Below are 21,138 nucleotides of genomic sequence, written 5' to 3' on the forward strand. Positions count from 1 at the left end.
CTATTTCCTTTAATCTTATCACTAAAATTTCCTAATTATTTCGAAATACGGTATAATTATTTGCATATTATAAACAAATTTCCTACATAAGGAGAGAATTAAGTTGAAAAAGGACATCATTAAACGCTTTACAACCTATGTTAAAGTGGATACACAGTCAAACGAAGATAGTCAAACTACCCCATCCACTCCTGGTCAGTTGGAATTAGCCAATTTATTAGTAGATGAATTAAAGACTATTGGTATGGATGAAGTAACCATTGATGAAAATGGGTATGTCTTTGCAACTTTAGCATCGAATACAGACAAACAGGTGCCTACCATTGGATTCCTAGCTCATGTTGATACAGCAACTGATTTCACAGGGAAGAATGTTAATCCACAAATTATTGAAAACTATGATGGTAAAGATATTGTCCTAAATAAGGATTTAAATGTCGTACTTTCAAGCAAAGATTTCCCAGAACTGCCAAGCTATAAGGGACATACGTTAATTACCACAGACGGCACCACCTTACTTGGTGCAGACAACAAAGCAGGTATAGCGGAAATAATGACAGCTATGGATTATCTGATTAAGCATCCAGAAATAAAGCATGGGAACATTCGTGTCGCCTTTACACCAGATGAGGAAATTGGCCGCGGACCACATAAATTTGATGTAAAACGATTCAATGCTGATTTCGCATATACGATTGATGGCGGCCCACTTGGAGAGTTACAATATGAGAGCTTTAATGCTGCCGCTGCGAAAGTAACATTTAAAGGGAATAGTGTCCATCCAGGAACAGCGAAAAATAAAATGGTAAACGCCGGAAAAATGGCTGCTGAGTTTGTAAGTAAGTTTCCAGAGAATGAGTCTCCTGAACAAACAGAGGGCTATGAGGGATTCTATCACCTAATTTCTATCAATGGTGATGTGGAAAGAACTCGTGTTTACTATATTATTCGCGACTTTGACCGTGATAGCTTTGAAAATAAAAAAGCGACCTTAACACGGTTTGTTGATGAAATAAAAACAAAATACGGTGAAGACAGTGTTGAGTTGGAATTGAATGATCAATACTACAATATGCGGGAGAAAATTGAACCAGTAATGGAAATCGTTAATGTGGCAAAACAAGCAATGAAAAATCTCAATATTGAACCCGTAATTGAACCAGTTCGTGGAGGTACAGATGGATCGCAGCTATCCTATATGGGATTGCCAACACCAAACATTTTCACTGGCGGGGAGAACTTCCACGGTAAATTTGAGTACATTTCGGTTGATAACATGGAAAAGGCAACAAATGTAATTATTGAAATTTGTAAGCTATTTGAAGCTAGATAAGGGGGAGGAATGTCCCCCTATATTTTTATTTTTAATGACAGCAAAAAGCTTCCTACTAGGAGCAGAGATAAAATTAAAAACGTAGTAAAGTATGTTCCAATCGATAAAAGTGAGATAGCAATAATAGGACCAAGCATAGCACCAATGAACAAAATAAAAGCGTAGTACGTATTCACTAAAGCCCTTATATTCCCACCTAATTCTCCTATTAATACCATAATAGAAGGGAATGTGATAGATATTCCCATGACATAGACAATACTCATTCCAACTAGAAATAGAATGTGATTTCCTCCCCCTAGTAGAAACAACCCTAAAGCAGAAAGTCCAATACCAGTCCTCAACGTAACGAGAACTCCTAGCTTATTCACGATTTTACCTGCAAATGGCGAAATAATCATACCTACTATCCCTAGCGCACGAACACCTAGGATTTGTTTTTCATTTAGTTGGAAAGGTTCATGACTAAAGAAGTCCCCTAGTAAGGTGTACATTCCCATGAAGGTTAAAAGAAGTGTGATCGTAATGAAGTAAATTAAGATAAAGTTCCGTTCGCTAAAAATTTTTTTACTATTGATTATATAATAGCGAACCCCCTCCTTTTCTCCCGATTTAGCTGGTGTCGGAAAATAAATGGATGCAGCTATAAAGGTCATGAAGTATAAAAAACCAAAAAGGAAAAAGACTGTCTTCCAGCTCGCCCATTGATATAACAAATCCGCAAGCACTTGACCGAAAATACCAGACGTCACATAGCCAAAGCTGATAAAACCAATTGTAGTAATGAGCCGATTAGACGGAAAAACATCAAAGGCATATGCTAGTGCCGAGGGAGCAAAGGTTGAAGCAACAAAACCTTGTAATCCTCTTAAGATTACAAGTACTGAAAAACTTGTACTAAGTCCAATTAATGGAGTTGTTATTGCTAGCGAAAGGAGACCAATTAAGATTACTGTTTTTCTACCAATACGATCTGACAAAGGACCAAATAGCAAAAATCCTATCGCATAAAAAAAAGAAAACGAGCTGCTCGTCCAAGCAGACATCGTTTTTGAGACTTGAAACTCCGACTCAAATACATGAAGAAGTGGTGTTGTAACATATGCACCGGATACAACAATTAATGCACACCAGAAAAGCATAAAAGTAAGCCAGCTATACGGGGGCCTTTTCCATTCATTCGATAAACTAATTGTCTCAGCCATATGTCCCACTCCTCCATTATTATCTCTTAGTTAACGATATGAAATATTGGAGAAATATGTGCCTATCCTACAGGCTATCCTCAATTGCACGCATAATTGTAAATGCGCCATCATTTTGATTAGATAGGATGACTATTTGTAGCCCATTGTCATAGACAGCAGAACGGAAATTAACTCCTGGGTCATAACCCATCAAATGATGCTTATGAATGCTATCGCCCTGTTTCTTAATCCAAACACCATAGCCATAATAATCTTGCTCATCGATGTGAATGTGGGGCGTCATAAGAATCTGAGTAGTAGCTTGGGATAAAAGCTCGTTTGCAAATAGTGCATCCCAAAATTTCACCATATCACTTGCAGTAACAAATGCCCCACCGTCAGCTCCACCTGTAATTGGCATAGAGTATATATTCGTTTTCCAGCGTCCGGTTGGTTCATCATCAATATAGCCAATAGCTGTACGCTCAGGTAAGCTATCTAATGAGAAATAACCTGATTCCATCATCCCTGCCTTCTTAAACACTTTAGCTTCTATGAACTCTGTAAACTTCATTCCAGATATATGCTCGATAATGAGACCTAATACGATATAACCTGCATTATTATAGTGGAACTTTTCTCCAGGCTTAAATAGCATCTGTTGATCCTGAAACAATGGTAAAAAGTCTGCTAATTCTCTCATTTTATACATCGGTCTGTTTTCCCAAAGCTCCTCAAAATCGCCCATAATGTCTTCGTTAAAATAATCTGGTATTCCAGAGCTATGGGTTAATAGTTGATGAACTGTGACCTCCTCTGCAAAATGAGGAAATGAAATATCCAAACAATCCTTTAATTTTGTCTGAAATGTTAGCTTCCCTTCATCAACTAGGACACTAATCCCCACTGCTGTAAAGACTTTGCATCCTGAGGCAATGCCGAATCTAGTGTGAATGGTGTTGCCTATCCCGTCTGACCGATTAGCATATCCAAAAGCAGATTCATAAATAACCTTGGCATTTTTTCGAATGGTTACTATTCCGGAAAAGTCCACCTCCGAAATTGCCTTCATTAGCTTTTCTTTTAAATGTTGATACATATACGTTTCTTCCTATCTATACTGAAAAAACACAATTAATACCTGCGGAATAAGTATAGCATGTATACCAGAATAAAAATTGCTGTATTTTACCAATTTAGGAAGTATTTTTTCAAATGTTGTTTTAGATGTGGAATCAACTTCATAGTATAATAGATTAATATGTCTATATACCCTAAAGGGAGAGAAGCTTTTATGCTGAAGAACAAAATTTTATATGTATTTGTTGCTTGTAGTTTCATACTAGTGCTGGGTGCGTGCAATGCCTCCAAGCAAGATACAAATACAATCAATCAAGAAGAGCCTAAAACCGACGTAAATGGTAAAAATCCAGACCAAGAAGAAAATATTGATGAAGCAGAACAAGAACTAGCTCTACCAACGGTGAGTTTACAGAAAGGTGACAAGGGGGAAGATGTTCTTAAACTACAAAAGGCACTACATCAACTAGGTTACCCGATTACTGAATCTAGCCAATATGATCGAAAAACGGTTTGGGCAATTACAGATATTCAGATACAGACTGATGTTTCTGCAATTACTGGAATATATGATGAAGAAACCATGCATATCCTTGAAAAAGCATTTACTAAGGAGCGAAGTATTACTCCGGAAGAGGGATTACCCTTACAAGATGATAAGAAGATAGAGGATGATACCGTAACAATTGCTAACCCATATGAAATTCTAGCACTTGTCAATAAACAAAATGCCTTACCACAAGACTATGAACCTATTGATTTGGTCACTCCAAATGTTCGTTTTCCATTTGTTGAAGATTTACCAAAGAAGAAGATGAGAAAGATTGCAGCTGATGCACTAGAAAAAATGTTCGCAGCTGCTGACTTAGAAGGACTTGATCTATTTGCCCAATCTGGTTATCGATCTTATGAAAGACAAGTTTCACTATTTGCAGTATATGTTACCAAGTACGGGGAAAAAGAAGCTAATAACTTTAGTGCAAGACCTGGGGAAAGTGAACATCAATCTGGCCTTACAATGGATGTCACAAGCCCACACGTAAACTATGATTTAGTAATAGAATTCGGAGAGACCGAGGAAGGTAAATGGTTACAGGAGCATGCAGCAGAATACGGCTTTATCATACGATATCCGAAGGGCAAAGAAGAAATTACACAATATCAATATGAGCCTTGGCATTTACGTTATGTAGGAATAAAAGCAGCAAAAGAAATAATGGACCGTGGAATTACATTAGAGGAATATTTAGAAGAGATACTTCCAGAATAAAAAGATGCCTCTCATAGGATTTATGCTTACCTATGAGAGACATCTTTTTTCTCATTCCAGAGATGGTCAACAGTACTCTTTTTTGAATCTATTTCAATAAGGTACACATCTGGATTTTGCAGGGTCTTCCAGCCATCAAAGCCAAATCCAGGTGAAAAATGGCTTATCATTAATGCCATTAAATTTCCATGCGTAGCAATTAATATGTTTTCCGAAGAACCTTGACATACCTCTTCAAGGACATGCAAGCCTCGTGCCATCGCCTCTCTGCTTGATTCTCCACCTTGATAGGTGACATCAAGGTCTTGAAAAGATGTCTCAAGCTTTTCCTGCCAATCATCCAGATTTATGGCGCTTAAAACTCGTTCAGAAAGTCTATCATCAAGCTTTAGTTCCAACTCTTTTTGGCGAGTAAGCGGAGTAACCGATTGAATAGCACGATGATATGGGCTAGAGATGACAGAATCAAGATCAATCGTAGAAAAGAATTTTGCTAGTTTCTCGGCCTGTTTCTTCCCCGTTTCCGTCAACGGAGCATCAAATTCCTGGCCTTCTGCTTGGCAATGTCGAACCAAATAAATTCGCTTCCCCATTATAACCTCCCATTAAGTATGCCTTACACTACTATTTTTTTAGTTAAATACATATTAGCACAATAGCAAAAAGTCATCCAATTACTAGGCAATTTTTTAGAAGGGCTTTAAAATCATTAGTACAATAATCACTAGGAAGATGAGATTCTCCAATCGCTCAAAAAAGAATAGTTTCTTAGACATTTCTTCGTACTCTGCCGGAATTTCTTCTCCTTCTGCACTCTTTAGTAGCTGTTTAATCGGTTTTGACCGTGGAGATAGTAGGAGTGGTCCAAAAGCTAAAGCAATAAGGAATAGTACCAAGCTTGTAACATACCATCCTTGATGGAATAAACTGTTATTAATAGCCCCCATTAATAATCCGGTGATTAAAAGCAAAGTGCCACCAACCATCGTAAAAATATGTAGCTGATTTCGTATCCGATATGAATGTTTCAGCTCGGTCAAGTTGGAAGCTTTAGAAACCGTTAATATCATCATAAATCCAGGTCCCATTCCTACTATCGCTGAAAAAATATGAATAAAAATAAGCAGCTCATAAAATGACATCGATAAACCTCCCTTACCACTTTCCTATTTTCATCATACACCTTTTTAACAAAAAACGAACGTGATAAATATCACATAATGTATTGCAATATCAACAAAAATCCTTATTTATTTGGCATGGAGGATTTATGATGAACCTATGGCAATGTCTTTTAATCATTATTTCGACAATATTTGCTTTTCTGCTGTCATTCCTTTACTATATTGATTGAAAATGATTATCAATCGCAATTTTGAACGTAATTATAAACAAAGAGGGTGAAGTATTTTGCAGGTCATTAAGCAGAACACTCAATTAGCAAAATTAATACGGGAACGCCGTTCAATAAAAAAAGGCTACAATAATCAAGCTGTATCAGAGGAACTAATTATTGAGCTATTAGAGGATGCCGTTTGGGCTCCTACTCATGGTATGAGACAGCCATGGAGATTTCTATTTGTTGGGGCAGAACAAAAGAAGAATTTCGCTAAAACAATTGCAAGTACCTATCCAGAAGAAAGAAAGCAGAATAGAGAAGACTATTTAAATGTTCCAAGCGCAATCCTTGTCGTCATTATGGAAGAGGGAGAAAACCAAAAGCAGCAGGATGAGAACTTCGGTGCTACCGCCTGTATGATTCAAAACTTTCAATTACTTGCATGGGAGCAAGGACTCGGTGTTGTCTGGAAAACTAATCCACATATTTATGACCCACAGGTAGAAAAAATGCTCCATGTTGGAGAAAAAGAACGTATTATCGGGTTCCTACACATGGGGTACTTTGATGAAGCACCAGAGAAAAAGGAACGCATTCCTGTTCGGGATAAATTTTCAATATATAAATAGCACCTTACAAATGTCCTTCTAGAATTAATCAGCTATTCAGTAAGTCGTTTTATATAGAAAGCTGCAATGAAATGCTGGCATCCTAAGTATTTAGAATAGTTCTATTGGACTGGCTTTTAGACTTTTGCCTAATTGGGGTAATAGGACGGTTCTATTAGACAGGTTTTTGGGATTTTTGCTAATTTAGTCCATTAGAACAGTTCTATTAGACTAAAATCGGGAGTTCTCATCATTTCAGTCCTTTAGAGCACTTCTATTAGACTAAAATCGGGAGTTCTCATCATTTCAGTCCTTTAGAACACTTCTATTAGACTAAGCTCGGGAGTTCTCACTATTTAAGTCCATTAGGACGGTTCTATTAGACTAAAATCAGGAGTTCTCATCATTTCAGTCCTTTAGAACACTTCTATTAGACTAAAATCGGGAGTTCTCATCATTTCAGTCCTTTAGAGCAGTTCTATTAGACTAAAATCGGGAGTTCTCGCTTTTTCAGTCCTTTAGAACAGTTCTATTAGACTAAAATCGGGAGTTTTCACCTTTTCAGTCCTTTAGAACAGTTCTATTAGACTAAAATCGGGAGTTCTCACTATTTCTGTCAATTAGGACGGTTCTATTAGACTAAGTTCAGGAGTGCTCGCCTTTTCAGTCCTTTAGAACAGTTCTATTAGACTAAAATCGGGAGTTCTCATCATTTCAGTCCTTTAGAACAGTTCTATTAGACTAAAATCGGGAGTTCTCACTATTTCTGTCCATTAGAACGCTACTTTTAGATTGTTTATACGGTAATACAGACTTTGTCCCTTAACCATTCTTTGATATACCATCTAAAATAAAGGAGTCTGCCTATTTGGCCAGACTCCCTTTTTGCTATTCCCATACGTTGCTTTTTAGTTTGGAATCATTTTGGTGACGTTCAATTGCTAAATCAATTAGTCGACTGATTAACTCTGAATAAGGAATGCCACTTATTTCCCAAAGCTTTGGATACATACTAATCTTCGTGAATCCAGGTAATGTGTTCACTTCGTTTACATAAAGCTCATCATTTTCGGTTAAGAAAAAGTCAACTCGTGCAAGTCCTTCACACTCTAAAGTTTGAAAAGCCTTAACAGCTGTCTTTTTAACCTTTTCGATTTGTTCATCTGTTAGATTAGCTGGAATCGCTAGATCGGCACCCTTTTCATCAATGTATTTCGATTCATAGGAATAGAAATCCGTATTAGGTAGAACCTCCCCTGGGATTGAAGCGATTGGATTGTCATTTCCTAAGACAGCACATTCTATTTCACGACCAACAATGCTTTCTTCAATGACAACTTTATGATCATATTGAAAGGCAGTTTCCAAAGCTGCATCAAATTCTTCTTTTGTCTTCACTTTACTCACACCAACAGAAGAACCTTGGTTAGCTGGTTTGATAAACATTGGAGTTCCTACAATCTCACTCGCTGTTTCAAAATTAATTCGTTCTTTGTTAGCTCGCTTAACCGTAATACCATTAGCAACATTTATACCAGCTGCCTTTAATAACCGCTTTGCAATATCCTTATCCATACAAACTGCAGAACCTAGAACATTAGGACCTACAAAAGGTAGATTTGCTAATCGTAACATCCCCTGTAGGCTTCCATCCTCTCCTAGTGTCCCGTGCACAATTGGAAATACAACATCAAGCTGCTCTAGATTAACTGCGTTGTCTGCATGTATTAGCTGATTAGTTGACGTACCTGGCACAATCGCGATATTATCCTCTGACTTGTTTAGTGCGATTAGTTTAGGATTTTCTGCGTTTAATAAATAGGTTGACTGGTCATTTAAATGCCACTTACCTTCTTTATCAATACCAACTAGAACCACTTCATATTTTTCTTTATCAATTGCATCAACAATATTTTTGGCTGACTGTAAAGAGACCTCATGTTCTGCAGATTTTCCACCAAAAATAATACCTACTTTAATTTTTTTCAATTTGGAACGTCCTTTCATTCACAATCTCATACAAATAATTTTAAACTTCCATATCATTAAAATAGCACAGTTTTGCCTGTCATTCATAGTACTATCACAAAAATTTCCGTTATACCCTGTTTATAAAGGAACTATCTAACACAAGAAAGATGAAATAGCATATTTTTAATGAAATACAAATATAGTTAAACATGGACAAACCAATGTTTGGCGGGAGTTGAAAAGATGTCATTTCCATTGATTGTTATTCTTACTATATGCATTATGCAAATTATTGGGATTATATCCCTCAATACGTTATACCGAAAACAGCTTTCCACCATGATTGGGATGGTGGTTTCAATGGCACTTGCAATGATGGGCGGGGTTTTTTTTGGTCTATTAATTGGCTTATTTCTTCACGGAAATCTATTTGCCTCTACCACGATTTCGATTCTTATTGGAGTCACAATTGGACTTCTTGCAGGGCTACCATATGGAATGGTTGCCGTACTTGATGGTAGTATATCTGGACTAATGGGAGGCATGATGGGTGCAATGATCGGAGAAATGATTCCCATGTCCGATCCAGACTCTATGGTAAAATTATTGGCTTACTTTTTCATTATGCTATTACTCCTAGTTTCCTATTTAGTAGAAAGCTCCATTACATCCAAAGGTGAGAAAGCTATATTATTCGTAAAAAAATACCCCTTCCTATATCTATTCGGAATCACCATTATTTTTTATATCCTAAAAAATATAAAAATGATATCCATGCATCATTAACCAAAAAAAGGAAGCTAGTAATTATCACCTAGCTTCCTTTTCATAGGTTGTGAAGGGCTTCTATCTAGTAAAAACCCTTGTGGTAGTAGTAATACATATTATGCATTCAATCCTTATCCATGCTGGCTTTTGACTTGATATAACTACACATTTTTCTAGTATTCATAGGATATATTACTTAATTTTGCTAGAAAATAGACTAGTAAACAACCATGATATTTACTCCAACATAGATTGTAGTGTAAGTAAAAATCATATGATAAGGAGAGATAGCATGAGTTGTTCACATGGCAAACAATCTGGTGAATGTGTTTGTGATGTTGTTCGAAAAATAGTCCGAGCACAAAACGAAGTAGCCGAAGCTCAAGATGATTGCTGCACTACCGGATGCGAACAATCAATTGAACAATTACTTGCTCCGACTACTGCAAATGGGCCAACAACCATTCCATTCCTTCTATACTGTAAAGGTGATTGTGATCTATTCTTCGCAACAGGAGTAAGACCTGACAACAGTACTTTTGATTGTATCGAAACACCAGTCTTTAAAGCTAAGAAGTTCAAAAAGAATTGTTGTGTTGAACTAGAGCTGTTAGAGTTTGAGACAAATGGATCGGGAGGCTTACTATCGTCACATCAACATAATAAGGATTGTAGTTTCATTCCATCTAATACAACTGGTAATTTTGTAGAAACTGGCGTCTGTATTACTGTAGATCTACATTGCTTCTGTGCAATCCAGTGTCTAAATCCAGTAACCCCTGTAGCCCCAGGAGGCTGCTAATAACAAATAACCTCAGTTGTTTGATAGCTGAGGTTATTTGTTTTATGTCCTAGTAGCAAACAAATGGATACCACACTTCACTCTAGGTTATAGTATCAATAGGAGGAGTTGCAATGAGAGAATTTATAGAATTAAAGACACTCCAAGAAATTGATACATTCATTGCGGAGAAAAAATTAGCCTTCTTATATATTTCACGTCCAAATTGTAGCGTCTGTCATGGCCTTTTTCCTCAAGTAAAGGAATTAATGGTAAAGTATCCTAAAATAAGTCTTGGTCATATTGATGCATCAGTAGTCGAAGCTGTGGCTGGACGTTTTTCTATTTTTACTGTACCCGTCCTTTTATTGTTTGTAGAAGGTAAAGAGTATATCCGTGAGGCGCGAATTGTACATTTAGATTTAATGGAGGATAAAATCAAAAAAATATATAATAATGTGGTTGGATGATAACCAACCACATTATTTTCCCTATATTTCTCTTCGCATTGCTTTTAAAACATCTATCTGTGTTGCCCTTTTCGCTGGTCTCATTCCAGAAATAACTGTGACTACTAAACAGATTACAACTGAAATCAGTACCAGACTCCATGGAATAGCGGAGAATTGTAGCCCTTCAGGCATTTCTTCATCAAAGGCCATTTCTAGTATTACTGGTAAACCAAGATTTACTACTACACTTATTACATATGCTACTAGCGTTCCAATGAATGCACCAATAATACCAATATAGCAACTTTCTAATAGAAAGATTTGCTTGATGGTTTTCGGATTAGCCCCAATAGCTTTCATTATCCCTATATCTGGAGCCCTTTCCGTTACAGCCATTGTCATCGTATTATAAATACCAATCGAAGCTATGATTAATGCAATCGTTCCAACAAAAATTAACCCCGCTTTTGCAATTGTAAATAGCGTATTAATTTGTTTCATCTCACTTACTACAGAATATGTCGCATAATCTTCTTCCTCTAACGTATCGACAATACCTTGAACCGCTTCTAAATTGTCGGCATATACATAAACCTCGTCGTATGATTCAGATTGAGTTGTTTCCAATCCCTCTGGGTCTAATCCAAGCTCTCCACTAGGAGTGCCCGTATACGCTACTACCTCCTGAAAAACCTCCTGAGAAATATATACATTTTGATTAACCATCCATTCTCTAGTCGGCTTCTCTAAAACACCGACAATTGTTAAGGGAATCTCCATCGTTTCATCCGACTCTACGTCCTTTTGTATGGTCATAGAAATTGTCTTACCTATTAAACTATCCTTATAGCGATATTCATCCTTAACCTTACCAGATTCTTCATCAAATGCATCCTTTTCAGAACCTAGCATTAGCGTATCAATAAATTGATAACCAACGACTACTTCATTCGCATTCTCCGGCAATTTACCTTCTTCCAGCTTCAGCCCTGCTTTAACTTCAGAAGGAAAATGTGTTGAAACAGCAACTGATTCTGTTTGATACTTATCCAAATGAAACATCGGTATTTGAGCTAGTTGTTTTTTTCTAGTAACTGCTTTTACGTGGTCTACCTTCTCTAGAAAAGTAATTTCATCATTCGTAATCGGATAATAATTATCATCTTTTATCTTGCCATGTACATTGATTTCGGTAACAACCTGATCCTCTAACGTCTCTTTTACAACACTTTGTTGTAAACCATAACCAACAGAGGCTAATACAATTAGAAATGCACAGCCCATTGCTGTTGCTAGAATCGTCATAAAGGTACGTGCTTTATTCTTCTTAATATTTTGTCGTATAAAACGGTATTTATCTTTCAGCTTCAAACTGCAACCCCGCCTTCCATTAGGCGTCCATCTTTAATTACTATTGTTCGATGACCGATTCTGGCTACTTCCTCATCATGAGTAATAATTAAGAATGTAATTCCTAATTCCTTATTTAATTTTTGGATTATCTGTAAAATCTCTTGCTCTGTTTCACTATCTAAACTACCAGTTGGTTCATCAGCAAGGATTAGTGTCGGTTCTAACACTAATGCCCTTGCTATACTAACTCGCTGCTGCTGTCCACCAGACAATTCACTAGGATAATGATCCTTATATGTGACCAGACCTACCTTTTCTAATAACTGATTGACAATTTGTTTTCGCTTTGATTCACCTTCACCTTTTAAGATTAAAGGTAGTTCAATATTTTGGTAGGCAGTCATCGTTGGAATTAGCTGAAAGCTTTGAAATATAAAGCCAATATGCTGAAGGCGAAAATCTGCAAACTTCGCTTCCGAGAATTCTGTTACTTCCTGACCATCAATCCAAATTGTTCCTTCAGTTGGTCGAATAAATCCACTAATTAGATTCAATAATGTTGACTTACCTGAGCCACTTTTTCCAACAACGGAGACAATTTCCCCTTTTTTGACCTCCATCGTAATGTCTTTTAATACTGGTAAAACTGTCTTTTGGCCTTTTTTTCCTAATTCAAAATGATGATTTAGTTTTTTAATTTCTATCAAAAAAACTCCTCCAATTACTGTACGATAAGATCATACATTTCTAAATGATAGGTATCTTCGTTGTCTTTTGTGTTCTTAGCTTCTATTTCACCTTGATACAAGACCTTACCAGAGGTCACGTCACCAACAAATACATTTGCTGTGGTTAGATTATCTTTATATAATCCCAGCGCATAGACCTTGTCGTTCTTCAATGTGACATCACTTATATTTTCTACTCCCATTTCTTGTACGTCGAAGCTGACTTTCGATTCTTCCTTATAAGTTTCTAGATTAAATCCTAGCACTGTCAGTTTTCCATCTAGTAAATACGCCAAATATACCTGATTGTCGCTTATCATTACATCAGAGTATAAATTTGCATTAATTAATTCTTCCTTTAAAGTCTCTGACACCTTAAGCTCTTTCATCTCCAGAGAATCGAGATTAAATATATATAAAGAACGATTAATTATTTCAGACGCAGTATCATCTTGAGCAATGTTTTCATCCACAGATGCCTTTGATTCCTCTAATTCTTCCTTCATTACAAGTAGATTTTTTTCTTCATGCATATCATTTAAATTATTTAACAATTCAATGTTGTGCCAGCGAATGACATTTTCTTGATTTTCTTCCTCAGTGCTTCCAATCGTTTCATCACCAATAAGTTTCTTTGAGGAAGGATCAATTGTATAGACATTTAGCTTAGCGAAATTCTGACCACCATCAACGTAGGATTGTATCTTGATAACCACTTTTAATAATTCATCTGTCATTTGAACATCTACTAAATCGAAGTACTCAGACCCTTCTTGTCCAGGTATCGTAACTTTAAATTCACTAGAGTCATTCGTAGATTTGTTTAATACATCAACATATAGTGAATAATCCTGATGATAATTTGTTTGCAATACTCTCGTTGAGAATTGTAAATCAACATATGCAAGGAACTTTTCATTCTCGAAGTAAGAAGTAGGATAATCCCACTTTCCTCTCATAAAGCCCCGATATTTTTCTTTTAACTTTGAAACTTCATTTCGTGGGAAACTTGATTCTAATCTTTGAAAATAAGACTGCTCTGCAAAATAGAATGATCCAGTATTAGAGATTGTTACAGGGCTAGAATATTGGTCATTACGATAATAGTCTCCGTATATTTCTACATTCTTTATTACCGATTCATCACCTTCTACAGTCTTTATGATAAACTCTGGAAATTGACCAGCTACTACTAATCCCGTGTGAACAAAGTACGTCACAAGAACAACGACAATAACAATGATTAACGAAATAAGTCTCCAAAATTGCTTGACCAACATCCTATCACACCCTTATCTTCTTATTTAGTAGATAATTACTCATCAGAATCGACCCTGTCATCACTATTAATCCTGTTAGAACCATTAGAAAGAAAAGCTCAGTAGGATAAAAGAATTGCACCAACACAAATTCTTGGATAATTACTGGCAAGAAAAATACAATTAGGCTAATCCCTGCAAACAATACGCCTAGAAGTATCCCCTTCCAACGGAAACATCTTTCAAATAGAACCCCCGTAAATACTACTAGTACAGCCATTAACCCTACTCCATAATGGGTTAAGTATTCAATAAATGTTGTAGGGTATAGAATTCTTAGCGAATCAAAACTACTAATCATTTGATTTATGCCTTGCTCCTCTAAATACGGAGCTGGAACGATAGACTGTAATAAATGACTTTCAATCGGTAGAAATGCAATCTGTAGTGATATAAGTCCCAGAACCATCAGAAAGATTGCTGTCGCTTTTGCAAAGTAAACATTGATTCTCGCTGTAGGTAGCATTAATAATCGATAGGCAAAGGTATTTTTACCAAACCAATCTCGATACCAGATAAATAACACATAAATTAATAAGCTAGCCGCGCATAATGCTACCGGTGCGAAAAACCAAAAGGAACTTGTTACATTATAAAAAGAGAATGGCCCCCATTGCTTAAGCGCCTCCTCTTGTGTCATACCACTTTCTAATAACTCCTTAATTGCACTTAAATATTTATTTGAGGTAAAAACAACACCCAGCAATTGCATGACGAATGTAACCCCAATTAACACCAAATAAATTTTAAAGAAGCGACTTAACTCAAAGTTTGTCAGTTTTAAATAACGCATCATTTTAGGTACACCTCTCTCATCACATCAATTACTGATTTCCCTTCACTTTCACGTATTTCCTCAGCGTTAAATTCCTTTAAAACGACTCCTTCATTTAGAAGAACAGCTTTATCGATTAAATGTTCAATGTCATTAATTTCGTGTGTTGTGATAATTACTCCACGATCCTCCACTAAATGGCTTGTAAAGACATCTGCAATTTGCTCCCGACTAAAAATGTCAATACCAGAGAATGGTTCATCCATTAAAATATAGTTAACATCCATTGCTAGACCAAGCAGCATATTAACCTTTGCTGTATTCCCTTTTGAAAGTGTTGAGATACGGTCATTCGGATTAAGCTTGAAAAAACCAATCATTTCATCTGCTCTTTTCTGGTTCCAGCATTGATAGTAATCAGCCATAAACCGCATAGCATCCGATATTTTCATGTTTGGAAGCATTGTAATCGCATCTGGGATGAAGGCTATTTTTTCGTAGCTGTGCTTATTAATTCTTTCTCCATCAATCAATATTTCACCACTATTGAGCGGTGTAAGGTTCATAATCGCATTAAGAATGGTCGTTTTTCCAACTCCGTTAATCCCAATAAGACAAGTAATTTCACCCTTATTTGCTGTAAAAGAAACCCCTTTTAATACAGGTTTTCTTCCAAATTTTTTTGTAACATCTTTAACTTCAATCACAGGCTCTCCTCCTGTTCATTCTTGTTTCTTTGATAATTTTCCTTCACCAGATGTAGTGCCTCTTCCAGTGGCACATTTATGGATTGTACGGAAGCAACAAATGAATGGACTGCTTCGAGTATCAATTCTTTTCGTACATTTCGAATTACTTCCGGATCATTTGTAATGCGACTTGGTAAATTCCCTTCTGTAAATATCAAGCCCTCTTCCTCCATTTCTTTATAAGCTCTTTGCGCTGTATTTGGATTTATTTTTAAATTATTTGCCAGTTCTCGTCTGGATGGAATCTCTTGACCTGGCTCATAGCCACCGGTAGCAATCTTCTCTTTGAAGTGCCGAATCACTTGGATATACACCGGGTCTCTGTTATTGAACTTTACATCCATATCCACAACTCCCATTTTCAAGATGAAACTCACTTGTCTACAGTGTATTAATCACTTAATACGCATCTTGCAAAAAAATATGTATTAACCTCTTAATACACACCACTTGACTGTATTATATGATTAATACACCTCATCGTCAACATATTTTGGAAAATTTTTTTAAAAACGCTATTCATGACCGATTTTTCATTAGGTGTTATGATAAATAGTATAAAAATAGACGTTTGAATATACGATAGAGAAGGAGAACCAATGAAACTAGTATCATGGAATGTGAATGGTTTACGCGCTTGTGTGCGTAAAGGATTTTTAGATTATTTTCAGGATATTGATGCAGATATATTTTGTGTTCAAGAAACAAAGCTTCAGGAAGGTCAGATTGAGCTGGATTTAGATGGCTATTATCAATACTGGAATTATGCTCTTCGAAAAGGGTACTCCGGAACCGCCATTTTCACTAAACAAAAACCACTATCCGTGAAATATGGCTTAGGTGACAACCCAGCACAGCCAGAAGGAAGAATTATTACATTAGAATTTCAAGACTTTTTCTTAATGAATGTGTATACACCAAATTCCCAACGCGATTTAGCCAGATTAGATGTACGTTTAGAGTGGGAAGATGCATTATTAGAACATGTTTTAGCACATGATAAGCTAAAGCCTGTCGTGCTATGTGGGGATTTAAATGTTGCCCACCAGGAAATTGACATTAAGAACTATAAGTCCAATTATGGGAATTCTGGTTTTACTGATGAAGAACGCGGTAAAATGACTCGCTTCCTAGAGGCTGGATTTATTGATACCTTATGATACTTTTATCCTAATGAGGAAGGAATCTATACGTGGTGGTCCTATATGAAAACGGTACGTGAACGGAATATCGGCTGGAGAATCGATTATTTCATCGTGTCGGAAAGACTTAAGGATCTTTTAATTGATTCCCATGTACAGCCCACTATTCTTGGCAGTGACCACTGTCCAATAGCTCTTGAAATTAATATTTAAGTATATTTATCAAATAGAAAGGTTGATAAACATGGACGATAATCAAATTAAGCTTACTTCGTTAACGACTAAAGGAGGCTGCGGCTGTAAAATTGGCCCCGCTGACCTTGCTCAAGTATTACGCAACATCCCTGCGCCAGTTGCAAGTCCGAATTTATTAGTTGGACTTGATACTAGTGATGATGCAGGCGTATACAAATTAACTGATGATATTGCACTCGTTCAGACACTTGATTTCTTTACACCAATCGTGGACAATCCCTACGACTTTGGACAAATCGCTGCAACGAATGCCCTTAGTGATGTGTATGCGATGGGTGGAACGCCATTAACAGCATTAAATATTGTTGCATTTCCAATCTCTACATTAGATAAAAATATTTTATCTGAAATACTTCGAGGTGCAGGAGATAAGCTGAGAGAAGCTAATGTTACACTCGTTGGTGGTCACTCCATTGATGATAAAGAGCCTAAATTTGGATTAGCTGTTACTGGAATTGTCCATCCTAATAAAGTAAGAAGCAATGCAGGAGCTAAGCCTGGAGATAAGCTCATCCTAACCAAACCAATAGGTGTTGGCATTCTCACTACTTCCATTAAAAAAGATTTACTAACCGAAGATGAAATCAAGCGCGTCACATCTGTTATGACGACCTTAAACAAAACGGCAGCCGAAGTGATGGAGAACTATGATGTCCATGCAGCAACTGATGTAACAGGCTTCGGTTTACTTGGTCATGGTTCAGAAATGGCTACTGGCAGTAATGTTGGCTTAGTCATCTATGCTGACCAAGTGCCAATTCTCTCTCGAGTTCGTGAGCTAGCAGAAGCTGGTTCGATACCAGGCGGTACAAAAAACAACTACAAACATATTGAAAATATAGTCATCTATCCAGAATCCATGGATTCAATAGACCGACATATCCTTTGTGATGCGGTGACCTCAGGGGGCTTGTTAATCTCTGTCAACGGCAATGAAGCAGATCAATTACTCTCCGAACTGCAAAAGAAAGGTGTCGAAGCAAGCATGATTGGAGAAGTTATAGCAGAAAATCCAGGAAAAATTATAGTTCGTTAGGATGAAGGTGTAAGAATGTTTCAGGATATTTCCTTACCTGAGTTATTGGAAAAACGAAATACTCAAAATCATACATTAGTTGATGTTCGATCTCCAAAGGAGTTTGAGGAGGGGACCATCCCAGGCAGTATTAATATTCCCATTTTTAATGATGTGGAGCGGGCTGAGGTTGGTACACTTTACAAACAAGTCGGTCCAGATGAGGCCAAACAACGGGGGCTAGAGATCTTTTCAAAGAAACTGCCTGCATTTATAAGTGCATTTAAAAAAATTGATACCCCTATAACCGTTTTTTGCTGGCGTGGTGGGATGAGAAGTAAAACAGCGGCAACAGTACTTGAATTGATGGACATTCATGCTACACGTTTGTCTGGTGGAATAAGATCCTATCGACATTATGTGGTCGATGTCCTTGCTATGGCAGAATTCAAACCAGAATTCCTAGTATTGAACGGCTTTACTGGTACAGGAAAGACTGCCATTTTAAAAAAACTAGCAGACAACGGCTACCCTGTTCTTGACTTTGAGCGGATGGCCAAACATCGTGGTTCTATTTTTGGTCATATCGGTTTAAACCCTAGCAACCAAAAGCGCTTTGAATCCCTACTAGTAGAAAAAATGAAGGAAATGGAAGATGAATCCTATATCTTTGTTGAAGGGGAAAGTAAAAGAATAGGAAAGGTCGTAATTCCAGATTTTATTTATGAAAAAAAAGAGCGGGGCTTACAGTTTGTCATCCAAATGCCTGTGGATGAGCGAGTACGAAATATTTTAGATGATTATCAGCCATGGAGCAACCCTGAAAAGTTTGTGGAAGCATTCCGAATCATCCAAAAGCGAATTCATGTTCCAATTGCAAAGGAAATCGATGTTTTTCTTCAAGAACAGAACTTCAGTGAAGCAACGAAATTATTATTAAGCCATTATTATGACCCTCGTTATGCGTATGCTACAAAGGATTTTAAAGGGGAAAAAGTAATCATTGAAGCAGAAAACGTTGAGGATGCTTATGGAAAAATTCTATCCTTTTTACAAGCAAAGGGGATTGAGTTTCAAAACCAAATAATCAACCATTAATAAATAAGCGGTGTTCCCAAGAAATGCAGGAATGCCGCTTATCTATTATATTAATGCTTCAGCTTTTGAAAATAATCAATTATTCCAAGTGAACTTATCTGCATATCTAAATTAATCAAAATATAAACTTGATGATCATCTGGCACGTGAAGGGATCGTAAATGCTCCCTTACTCGATTCAGCAATCGTTGCGCAAGCACATCGTAGCCCTTACCTTCCGCAATAACCCTTTCCCCTTCTGCTACAAAAATGTCTAGCCATTCCGATACCTGGTGCAATGCAGCAGTAGTCTTCATCGTCATACCAAAATGACCGTAAAAAATGAAATCTAAATTCATATCTAACATACGATTAATTGATTCATGCATGGCATCTGGATCAAAATGATTAGGAGAAGTAGACGGTAAAAACAGGTCCAGTCCAAGCGAATCTAATTGATCGTAACGAACTCCGACAGTATCTCCGGTAAACATTCCATTACTTACTGGGTCATAGATACTTAAATGGTGTCTAGCATGACCTGGTGTATCCAAAAACTGTAATGTACAGCTTGATCCTATAGAAAGAGTGTCCTCATCACCTTTAACAATTAACTTATCCTCTGGTACGGCCTCTACTGGATCAAAAAACTCTGAAAAGCTCTCTCCATATATCGCCCTAGCTGCACCAGTTAATCTTAGAGGATCCATGAGGTGACGTTTTCCACGGGGATGAACCACTACCTTTGCATGTGGACAAAGCTTTAAGAGAACGCCTGCACCACCAGCATGATCTAAATGAATATGTGTAACAATTATGTACTTTACTTCATTCAAGGTATGTCCTAATGCTTCCAAGCCCTTTTTAATATACTTAATGGAAGGACTAGGGCCAGTTTCTACGATGGTTAACTCCTCTTCATCAATAACATAAGTACCGGTTCTAGAAGGAATCCCCATATCAAATCCATCGATTAAATGAATACGATCGGTTAACTGGATTGGCAATCTTCCTATCATTTTTTTCTCTCCCTCCAACGTAATTATCACCATCGTAGCATTGATGCTAAAAAAATTCACGAACAAACCTCTATAATATTGTGTGTAAAATTGTAGATAAAAGACTGGCAATCATACACATTTTGACTAATTTATGACGGGGAATATTTCTGCCAGAATAGACAATAATATACGTGATTCTTACTAAGGAGGGATTTGTATGAACATGAATATGAACCAACCACAAAACCAAAACTTAACAGGTACTTCAGCAATGCCTGCCAAAATGAGTCATGGTGGACACGAGTTATTGGATGCACATGAGGCTATAGGGGGATTAGTTGGGGGATTAGAGCAATATATGATTTATGAACAGCATGTTCAAGACCAACAGTTAAAAACAATTATGCAGCAACATAAAACATTTTTAACCCAAATGTATAACACACTTGTGGAAACACTTAAAACTGGTAATGAACCGTCTGTTAAAACACAAACATACAATATGACAACAAGTAACGATGTCGTGTATGGCATGACCCCATCTCAACCGAAGAAACCTGCACAATCTATTAATGAAATAAATGATGAGTGTATTACAAGCTTCATGATGGGCTGCTTAAAATCAAGTGCATCTGCATTTACAATGGCTGCTCTTGAATCCACGAATCCAGTAATGAGAAGAGTATTTGCTGACAGTATTCCAAACCTTATTGAAATGGCGTATGAAGTATTCTTGTATCAAAATAAACATCAATACTATCAGGTGCCTCAGCTAAATGAAGCAGATATGCAAAATTATTTAAACGGGTTTGCACCTATACAGGGAAAAATGCCACATTAAATAATTATCCGCCCGTAAAACGGGCGGTTTTAGTTTCGCCCTATAAGGGCACTTTACCAACGTGGCCCCTAAAGGGGCTTTTTGAATTGACCGT

General features: G+C 36.9%; 21 protein-coding genes and 1 pseudogene. 10 read left to right on the forward strand and 12 right to left on the reverse strand.

The window, feature by feature from the left end:
- Positions 1-103: 103 nt before the first annotated feature.
- A complete protein-coding gene (gene pepT, locus HNR27_RS17555) occupies positions 104-1,333 on the forward strand; it encodes a peptidase T (protein WP_212920698.1) in 1,230 nt (409 codons plus the stop codon).
- Positions 1,334-1,350: 17 nt separating this feature from the next.
- Here pepT and HNR27_RS17560 read toward each other — a convergent pair whose 3' ends face one another.
- Complete coding sequence (locus HNR27_RS17560; protein WP_429340656.1) at positions 1,351-2,538, reverse strand: MFS transporter; 1,188 nt, start codon at positions 2,536-2,538, stop codon at positions 1,351-1,353.
- 67 nt (positions 2,539-2,605) lie between these two features.
- Positions 2,606-3,619 carry a serine hydrolase domain-containing protein gene (locus tag HNR27_RS17565; protein WP_429340657.1) on the reverse strand — a complete coding sequence of 338 codons (1,014 nt, stop codon included), beginning with the start codon at positions 3,617-3,619 and terminating at the stop codon, positions 2,606-2,608.
- 195 nt (positions 3,620-3,814) lie between these two features.
- Here HNR27_RS17565 and HNR27_RS17570 point away from each other — a divergent pair, with 195 nt between their 5' ends.
- Positions 3,815-4,870, forward strand: coding sequence for a D-alanyl-D-alanine carboxypeptidase family protein (locus HNR27_RS17570; protein WP_429340658.1), 1,056 nt, complete (start codon positions 3,815-3,817; stop codon positions 4,868-4,870).
- A 26-nt stretch (positions 4,871-4,896) separates the two neighbouring features.
- On the opposite strand, the gene HNR27_RS17575 is transcribed toward HNR27_RS17570, so the two are convergent.
- Both HNR27_RS17575 and HNR27_RS17580 read right to left on the reverse strand, forming a co-directional pair.
- Positions 4,897-5,463, reverse strand: a complete 567-nt coding sequence (locus HNR27_RS17575; protein ID WP_429340659.1) for a histidine phosphatase family protein — start codon at positions 5,461-5,463, stop codon at positions 4,897-4,899.
- Positions 5,464-5,559: 96 nt separating this feature from the next.
- Positions 5,560-6,012 (reverse strand): DUF2269 family protein, encoded by a 453-nt coding sequence (locus tag HNR27_RS17580; RefSeq protein WP_429340660.1) that lies wholly within the window; start codon positions 6,010-6,012, stop codon positions 5,560-5,562.
- Positions 6,013-6,280: 268 nt separating this feature from the next.
- Here HNR27_RS17580 and HNR27_RS17585 point away from each other — a divergent pair, with 268 nt between their 5' ends.
- Positions 6,281-6,838, forward strand: coding sequence for a nitroreductase family protein (locus HNR27_RS17585; protein WP_429340661.1), 558 nt, complete (start codon positions 6,281-6,283; stop codon positions 6,836-6,838).
- An 867-nt stretch (positions 6,839-7,705) separates the two neighbouring features.
- On the opposite strand, the gene ddlA is transcribed toward HNR27_RS17585, so the two are convergent.
- Positions 7,706-8,806, reverse strand: a complete 1,101-nt coding sequence (ddlA, locus tag HNR27_RS17590) for a D-alanine--D-alanine ligase (RefSeq protein ID WP_212920704.1) — start codon at positions 8,804-8,806, stop codon at positions 7,706-7,708.
- 225 nt (positions 8,807-9,031) lie between these two features.
- On the opposite strand from ddlA, the gene HNR27_RS17595 reads away from it, so the two are divergent.
- The 3 genes from HNR27_RS17595 to HNR27_RS17605 all read left to right on the forward strand — a co-directional run bounded on the left by HNR27_RS17595 (position 9,032) and on the right by HNR27_RS17605 (position 10,807).
- Positions 9,032-9,574 (forward strand): hypothetical protein, encoded by a 543-nt coding sequence (locus tag HNR27_RS17595; protein WP_212920705.1) that lies wholly within the window; start codon positions 9,032-9,034, stop codon positions 9,572-9,574.
- Positions 9,575-9,848: 274 nt separating this feature from the next.
- Complete coding sequence (locus HNR27_RS17600) at positions 9,849-10,358, forward strand: CotY/CotZ family spore coat protein (protein WP_429340662.1); 510 nt, start codon at positions 9,849-9,851, stop codon at positions 10,356-10,358.
- Between the two features lie 113 nt (positions 10,359-10,471).
- Positions 10,472-10,807, forward strand: a complete 336-nt coding sequence (locus tag HNR27_RS17605) for a thioredoxin family protein (protein ID WP_429340663.1) — start codon at positions 10,472-10,474, stop codon at positions 10,805-10,807.
- Between the two features lie 21 nt (positions 10,808-10,828).
- Here the strand turns inward: HNR27_RS17605 and HNR27_RS17610 are convergent, their stop codons facing one another.
- From HNR27_RS17610 to HNR27_RS17635, 6 genes are read right to left on the reverse strand one after another with little or no spacing between them, the layout of a single operon-like run.
- Positions 10,829-12,160 (reverse strand): ABC transporter permease, encoded by a 1,332-nt coding sequence (locus tag HNR27_RS17610; RefSeq protein ID WP_429340664.1) that lies wholly within the window; start codon positions 12,158-12,160, stop codon positions 10,829-10,831.
- The gene (locus tag HNR27_RS17615) at positions 12,157-12,849 is read right to left on the reverse strand and encodes an ABC transporter ATP-binding protein (RefSeq protein WP_429340665.1); all 693 of its coding nucleotides are present in this window, start codon (positions 12,847-12,849) and stop codon (positions 12,157-12,159) included. The genes HNR27_RS17610 and HNR27_RS17615 overlap by 4 nt, the downstream gene beginning before the upstream one ends.
- Positions 12,850-12,863: 14 nt before the next feature.
- Entirely contained in the window at positions 12,864-14,150 is a 1,287-nt protein-coding gene (locus HNR27_RS17620; RefSeq protein ID WP_429340666.1) for a hypothetical protein, read from the reverse strand.
- A 4-nt stretch (positions 14,151-14,154) separates the two neighbouring features.
- Entirely contained in the window at positions 14,155-14,985 is an 831-nt protein-coding gene (locus HNR27_RS17625) for a hypothetical protein (protein WP_429340667.1), read from the reverse strand.
- Positions 14,982-15,671: an ABC transporter ATP-binding protein gene (locus HNR27_RS17630; protein ID WP_212920712.1), complete on the reverse strand. Its 690-nt coding sequence runs from the start codon at positions 15,669-15,671 to the stop codon at positions 14,982-14,984. The genes HNR27_RS17625 and HNR27_RS17630 overlap by 4 nt, the downstream gene beginning before the upstream one ends.
- Entirely contained in the window at positions 15,668-16,057 is a 390-nt protein-coding gene (locus HNR27_RS17635; protein ID WP_212920713.1) for a GntR family transcriptional regulator, read from the reverse strand. Before HNR27_RS17635 ends, HNR27_RS17630 begins: the two co-directional genes overlap by 4 nt.
- Before the next feature lie 255 nt (positions 16,058-16,312).
- On the opposite strand from HNR27_RS17635, the pseudogene HNR27_RS17640 reads away from it, so the two are divergent.
- The 3 genes and pseudogenes from HNR27_RS17640 to mnmH all read left to right on the forward strand — a co-directional run bounded on the left by HNR27_RS17640 (position 16,313) and on the right by mnmH (position 19,223).
- Positions 16,313-17,068: pseudogene (locus tag HNR27_RS17640) on the forward strand (exodeoxyribonuclease III).
- 31 nt (positions 17,069-17,099) lie between these two features.
- Positions 17,100-18,146, forward strand: coding sequence for a selenide, water dikinase SelD (gene selD / locus HNR27_RS17645; RefSeq protein ID WP_429340668.1), 1,047 nt, complete (start codon positions 17,100-17,102; stop codon positions 18,144-18,146).
- Positions 18,147-18,161: 15 nt separating this feature from the next.
- Positions 18,162-19,223 (forward strand): tRNA 2-selenouridine(34) synthase MnmH, encoded by a 1,062-nt coding sequence (gene mnmH / locus HNR27_RS17650; RefSeq protein WP_429340669.1) that lies wholly within the window; start codon positions 18,162-18,164, stop codon positions 19,221-19,223.
- Positions 19,224-19,273: 50 nt separating this feature from the next.
- On the opposite strand, the gene HNR27_RS17655 is transcribed toward mnmH, so the two are convergent.
- On the reverse strand, positions 19,274-20,221 hold the full coding sequence (locus tag HNR27_RS17655; RefSeq protein WP_429340670.1) for an MBL fold metallo-hydrolase: 948 nt from the start codon (positions 20,219-20,221) through the stop codon (positions 19,274-19,276).
- 199 nt (positions 20,222-20,420) lie between these two features.
- Here HNR27_RS17655 and HNR27_RS17660 point away from each other — a divergent pair, with 199 nt between their 5' ends.
- A complete protein-coding gene (locus tag HNR27_RS17660; RefSeq protein WP_212920718.1) occupies positions 20,421-21,044 on the forward strand; it encodes a spore coat protein in 624 nt (207 codons plus the stop codon).
- The last annotated feature ends 94 nt before the right edge of the window (positions 21,045-21,138 follow it).

Origin of the sequence: Ornithinibacillus bavariensis, assembly GCF_050433565.1 — a bacterium.
Lineage (GTDB): Bacteria > Bacillota > Bacilli > Bacillales > Amphibacillaceae > Ornithinibacillus > Ornithinibacillus bavariensis.